We start from the raw sequence: 5,337 nt of genomic DNA, 5'->3' as shown, positions 1-5,337 counted from the left end.
CGTCGGCTACGAGATGGCCCTGCTCGTCGACCGCGCCGGCGCCGTCCTCACCCCCGCACTCCGCGCGGAACTCCAGGGCAGTCTCCTGCACTGACGGTTCGTCGGATACCGTCCAGGTATTCGAAGTACCTCCGCGTCCTTCCCGGGCCCGCTTCGGCGGGCTCGGGTTCGGACGTTGTACGGCCTTCGCACCACCGGCTCCGGACCTGCGCCGAAGCTCGCACCGCACCGCCGCACCCTGTGAGGAGAGGAACCGTGACACCGCCCGACGACCGCAGCGGCCAATACGGTGTTCCGTACCCTGGCACAGGCCATGACGCCTTCGGAGCACCCGGCGTCGGCCACGGTCAGCAGTACGGCCGGCACCAGTACGGACAGCCCCGGCAGCCGTACCCCCGGCCCGAAGAGCAGTACGGCCAGTACGACCAGTACGCCCGGCAGCCCTCGTACGGCGCCCCGGCGCCCGGCTACCCGGCCCCGGCGCCCGAGCCGGACCCCGGCTACCTGCCCGCCCAGGAGCCCGGCCACGTCGAGGAGTTCGAGGACGAACCCGACTCCGGCCCGCTGATCCGCCCGTTCGCGATGACCGGTGGCAGGACCAGGCCGCGCTACGAACTCGCGCTGGAGGCCCTGGTCTCCGCCGACGTCGACCCGCAGCGCATGGCCACCCTGCTCCCCGAGCACCAGCGGATCTGCACGCTGTGCACGGAGGTCAAATCCGTCGCGGAGGTGTCGGCGCTGCTCTCCCTTCCCCTGGGAGTGGCCCGCATCCTCGTGGCCGACCTGGCCGAGGCCGGCCTGGTCGCCATCCACCAGCCCGCTTCCGGCGGCGAAACCGGAAACCAGCCCGACGTCACGCTGCTCGAAAGGGTCCTCAGTGGACTTCGCAAGCTCTAACGCGGCCGCCCCCACCCGCGCCACCACCTCCGCGAAGATCGTCGTCGCGGGCGGCTTCGGCGTCGGCAAGACCACGCTCGTCGGCGCCGTCTCCGAGATCAACCCCCTGCGCACCGAAGCCGTCATGACCTCGGCCTCCGCCGGCATCGACGACCTCAGCCACGTCTCCGGCAAGACGACCACCACCGTCGCCATGGACTTCGGCCGCATCACCCTCGACGAAGACCTCATCCTCTACCTCTTCGGCACCCCCGGACAGGACCGCTTCTGGTTCATGTGGGACGACCTCGTCCGAGGCGCCATCGGAGCCGTCGTCCTCGTCGACACCCGCCGCCTCGCCGACTGCTTCCCCGCCCTCGACTACTTCGAGAACAGCGGACTGCCCTTCGTCGTCGCCCTCAACGGCTTCGACGGACACCAGCCCCACACCCCCGACGAAGTCCGCGAAGCACTCCAACTCGGCGCCGACACCCCCGTCATCACCCTCGACGCCCGCCGCCGCGACAGCGCCAAGAGCGCCCTCATCACCCTCGTCGAACACGCCCTGCTCGCCCGGCTCCGCTGAGCGAGGGGGGAACCGCACGGCCCCGACGGTCCGTCCCCCGCGACGGGCCGTCGGGACCGCGGTGCCTACCCGCGGGTGACCTCCGGGGGCCGCGCGCAAGACCCGTGTATAAGCAGCGGATAACAGTTCGGTAGGCATTTTGTGATCAACAATGACTCAGCGTGGCGAAACAGCGTCACTCAGCGCCAGGTGACCACGGTTTTGCTCCGTCATGTCGGTGAATGTCCAGAATGTACCGAGGCGGGTGCCGGACGGCGGCTGTTTGTCCCCCATCCCCGCACGTGCTGAAATTCCAGCTACCCCTGGTTTCTCCTGCGCCGGCCCCTACGGCGGCGGTTCAGGGCCCAGGGGTAGCGCTGGATTGATCCATGGCCGGCAGTCGGCCGAGAGGTAGTTGTCGAGTGAGGCGTAAGCAGCAACCCGCCCCGCAGCGGCGCTCCGAGCCCCGCCAGAGCGAGCCGAACGGTACCCCGGGGGACCCGGCCGGATTCTCCGCGTTCGCTCCCACCGAGGAACGCTCCCAGAGCACCGTCCCGGCTCCCGAGCCCCCGGCCGCGACACCCCGCGGCGGCGGCTCGTCGGGCGACGGCGGATCGAGCCGGTACGACTTCCTCCGCCCGCGCAACTGGCGCGTGCCGACCCGTCTGATCGCGATCCTGCTGATCCCCGTGACCATCAGTCTCGTCTTCGGTGGTCTGCGCGTGAACACCTCGGTCGACGGCTTCATCAAGGCCTCCCGCGCCGAGAAGACCGCGGAGCTGGCCAAGGCGGCGACCGAACTCGCCGAGGCGCTGGAGAACGAGCGCGACAAGACGCTCATACCCCTGCTCACCAAGCAGGACCCGAACAACGAGGTGGCCAAGCGCCGCGGCGCCACCGACGCCGCGCTGAAGGCGTACAACGCCGCCTACGCGGCCTCCGACAAGTCCGGTGAGCTCCCCCGGCGTCACGAGGCCTTCCAGACCCTGGTGGTCGACCTGCCGCACCTGCGGGCCAACGCGTACAACCCGGAGCTGTTCATCAGCGCCACGGCCAACGCGTACTCGGTGATGCTCGACCCGCTGCTGGCCTTCGACAACTCGGTCGGCCTGGGCTCCGCCAACGCCACCAGCAAGGGCCGCGCGATCTACGCGATGTCGCTGGCCAAGGCCGCGGCGTCGACCCAGCGCGCGCTGATGCTCAACCTGCTGGTCGGCATCTCGGCGAACGTCACCACGCGCTACGAGAACCAGGACGTGATCCAGCAGATCCTGATCTCGGAGAAGCTGGAACAGGTCTCCATCAACGAGTTCAACACCGGCAGCGCCCCCGAGGACGCCGCCAAGTACGCGGCCGCGCAGATCGCGCAGACCGCGGCCCAGGACCGCTCGGCGTACAAGATGCCCAACGGCGCGCCGCCCACCATGCAGGGCCTGCTCCAGCTCGGCGCCTCGTACAGCCAGGCCGCCGCGGAGGGCCAGCAGAAGGGCAAGGCGGTCGCCGACGCCGCGTACACCGAGGCGAAGAACGCCGGCCTGACCCAGGAGAACTGGAACCAGGCCACCGACACCCACATCCAGGCCCTGCGGAACACCGAGCTCGCGCTGCTGGACGAGGTCCTCACCGACTCCCGCAACCTGAAGGACAACGCGCTCTACGACGCCATCCTCAACACGGTCATCGTCGTCGCGGCGCTCATCCTGGCCGGCCTGCTGACCGGTTACGTGGCCCGCTCGATGATCCTCGGCATGCGCACCCTGCGCAGCGCCGCCCTGGAGATCGCCGACCACCGCCTGCCGGACCTGGTCGAGAAGCTCTCCAAGACCGACCCCGACCGGGTCGACACCTCGGTGACCCCGATCCCGCTGCACGGCAAGGACGAGATCGGCGAGGTCGCCCGGGCGTTCGACCAGGTCCACCAGCAGGCCGTGGCGCTCGCCGCCGAGCAGGCCCTGCTGCGGGGCAACGTCAACGCGATCTTCACCAACCTGTCGCGCCGCAGCCAGAGCCTGATCCAGCGCCAGCTGGCGCTGATCACCGACCTGGAGAACAACGAGGCCGACCCGGACCAGCTGGAGAACCTCTTCAAGCTGGACCACCTGGCCACCCGTATGCGCCGCAACGGTGAGAACCTCCTCGTCCTCGCGGGCGAGGAGGCCGGCCGCCGCTGGAACACCCCGGTCCCGCTGGTCGACGTGCTCCGCGCCGCCGCGTCCGAGGTGGAGCAGTACGAGCGCGTCGAGCTCTCCGGCATCCCGGAGGTCGACGTCGTCGGCGCCGCCGTGACCGACCTCGTCCACCTGCTCGCCGAGCTGCTGGAGAACGCCACCTCGTTCTCCAGCCCGCAGACCCGGGTGCTGGTCAACGCGACCCGCCTGCCGGACGGCCGCGTGCTGGTCGAGATCCACGACAAGGGCATCGGCCTCACCGCCGAGGACTTCGCGGAGATCAACGAGAAGCTGGCCGAGCCGCCCACGGTGGACGCCACCATCTCCCGCCGCATGGGCCTGTTCGTGGTCGGCCGGCTGTCCCAGCGGCACGACATCCGCGTCCAGCTCCGCCCGTCCGGCGAGTCCGCCGGCACCACCTCGCTGGTCATGCTCCCGCCGTTCGTCACCCAGTCCGGTGCGGCGCCGGAGCCGGACGAGCAGTTCACCGTCTCCCGGATCTTCGCCGAGCAGGAGCCGGCCGCCGAGTGGGCGCCGGACACCCGCGCCCGCAGCGCGGCCGAGCTCGGCTTCGACGACCACCTCACCGGCACCGGCAACGCCGGCTCCAGCGGGTTCAGCCCCGCCCTGGAGGCCGTCCAGCGCTCGCAGCGCCTCGACCAGGTCCGCCGCGCGGCCCTGGAGAGCGCCCCGCAGGCGCCGGTGGTCGACGCCGAGGTCGAGGAGGACTACCAGCAGGGCTACGACCAGTACGCCCCGCAGGGCTACGAGCAGCAGGGCCAGGCCGGCGGGCAGTACGCCGACGACCGGTACGGCTACGACCAGGGCGGCTACCAGCAGGACGAGTACCAGCAGGACGGGTACGCCCAGGACGGCTACGACCAGTACGCCCCCCAGGGCTACGAGCAGCAGGGCCAGGCCGGCGAGCAGTACGCCGACGACCGGTACGGCTACGACCAGGGCGGCTACCAGCAGGACGGGTACGCCGACGACCAGTACGGCCGCCCGGCCCAGGACTCCCCGGCCGGCCACCCGTACGCCCCCGAGCCGCCCGCGCTGCCCGCCGCCGAGCCGCACGCCACCCTGCCGTCCGGGCTGCCGCAGCGCCGTCCCGGCGAGCAGCTGGCGGGCGGCGGCCTCCCCGCCGCGCCGGCCGGCGGCGGCCAGTCCGGCGACAGCCCGAACTGGTTCGCCGGCGCCAAGGACACCTCGGCGCCCGAGACCCAGCGCGGCCACGACGTGTCCTCGCTCGGCGGTTACGGCCCGACCGGCCCGACCGCCCGCGCCGCCTGGCAGTCGCCGAACGACGGCGACTGGCAGCGGGCCGAGCAGCTGCGCGAGCCCTCCTCCAGCGGCACCACCGGTGCCGGTCTGCCGCGGCGTGTGCCCAAGCAGAACCTGGTGCCCGGCAACGCCAAGTCCACCCCGCAGGACGGGCCGCAGGTCTCCCGCAGCCCGGAGGAGGTCCGTGGCCGCCTCACCAACCTGCGCCGCGGTGTGGAGCAGGGCCGCAGCGCCGGTAACACCGGAAGCTTCCGGATCGACCCCGATCAGGTAGACCAGTCCGGCAACGGACAGAACCGGAGCACCGATCTCTTCGGCGGCTCGAACCACCAGGAGCGTTGAGTTGACTCAGATGAGCCAGGCCGCACAGAACCTGAACTGGCTGATCACCAATTTCGTGGACAACACCCCCGGGGTGTCCCACACCGTGGTGGTCTCCGCGGA

The 5,337-nt window shown here is 71.1% G+C and carries 3 protein-coding genes and 2 pseudogenes; all 5 read left to right on the top strand.

Translation table 11 applies throughout. The annotated features are described in order from the left end of the window. A pseudogene (locus ACFRQN_RS39685) lies at positions 1–94 on the top strand (roadblock/LC7 domain-containing protein); the annotation flags it as partial. A gap of 161 nt (positions 95–255) precedes the next feature. Next, complete coding sequence (locus ACFRQN_RS39680) at positions 256–897, top strand: DUF742 domain-containing protein (RefSeq protein WP_074001503.1); 642 nt, start codon at positions 256–258, stop codon at positions 895–897. Next, on the top strand, positions 878–1,462 hold the full coding sequence (locus tag ACFRQN_RS39675; RefSeq protein ID WP_074001502.1) for an ATP/GTP-binding protein: 585 nt from the start codon (positions 878–880) through the stop codon (positions 1,460–1,462). Before ACFRQN_RS39680 ends, ACFRQN_RS39675 begins: the two co-directional genes overlap by 20 nt. 401 nt (positions 1,463–1,863) lie before the next feature. Continuing rightward, complete coding sequence (locus ACFRQN_RS39670; RefSeq protein ID WP_380745498.1) at positions 1,864–5,235, top strand: nitrate- and nitrite sensing domain-containing protein; 3,372 nt, start codon at positions 1,864–1,866, stop codon at positions 5,233–5,235. Between the two features lie 10 nt (positions 5,236–5,245). Next, positions 5,246–5,337, top strand: a pseudogene (locus ACFRQN_RS39665) (roadblock/LC7 domain-containing protein); the annotation flags it as partial.

Source organism: Kitasatospora sp. NPDC056800, assembly GCF_042789775.1.
Classification (GTDB): domain Bacteria; phylum Actinomycetota; class Actinomycetes; order Streptomycetales; family Streptomycetaceae; genus Kitasatospora.
The sequence above is the reverse complement of the archived record's forward strand: the minus strand, read 5'-3'. Positions and strand labels throughout refer to the sequence as shown.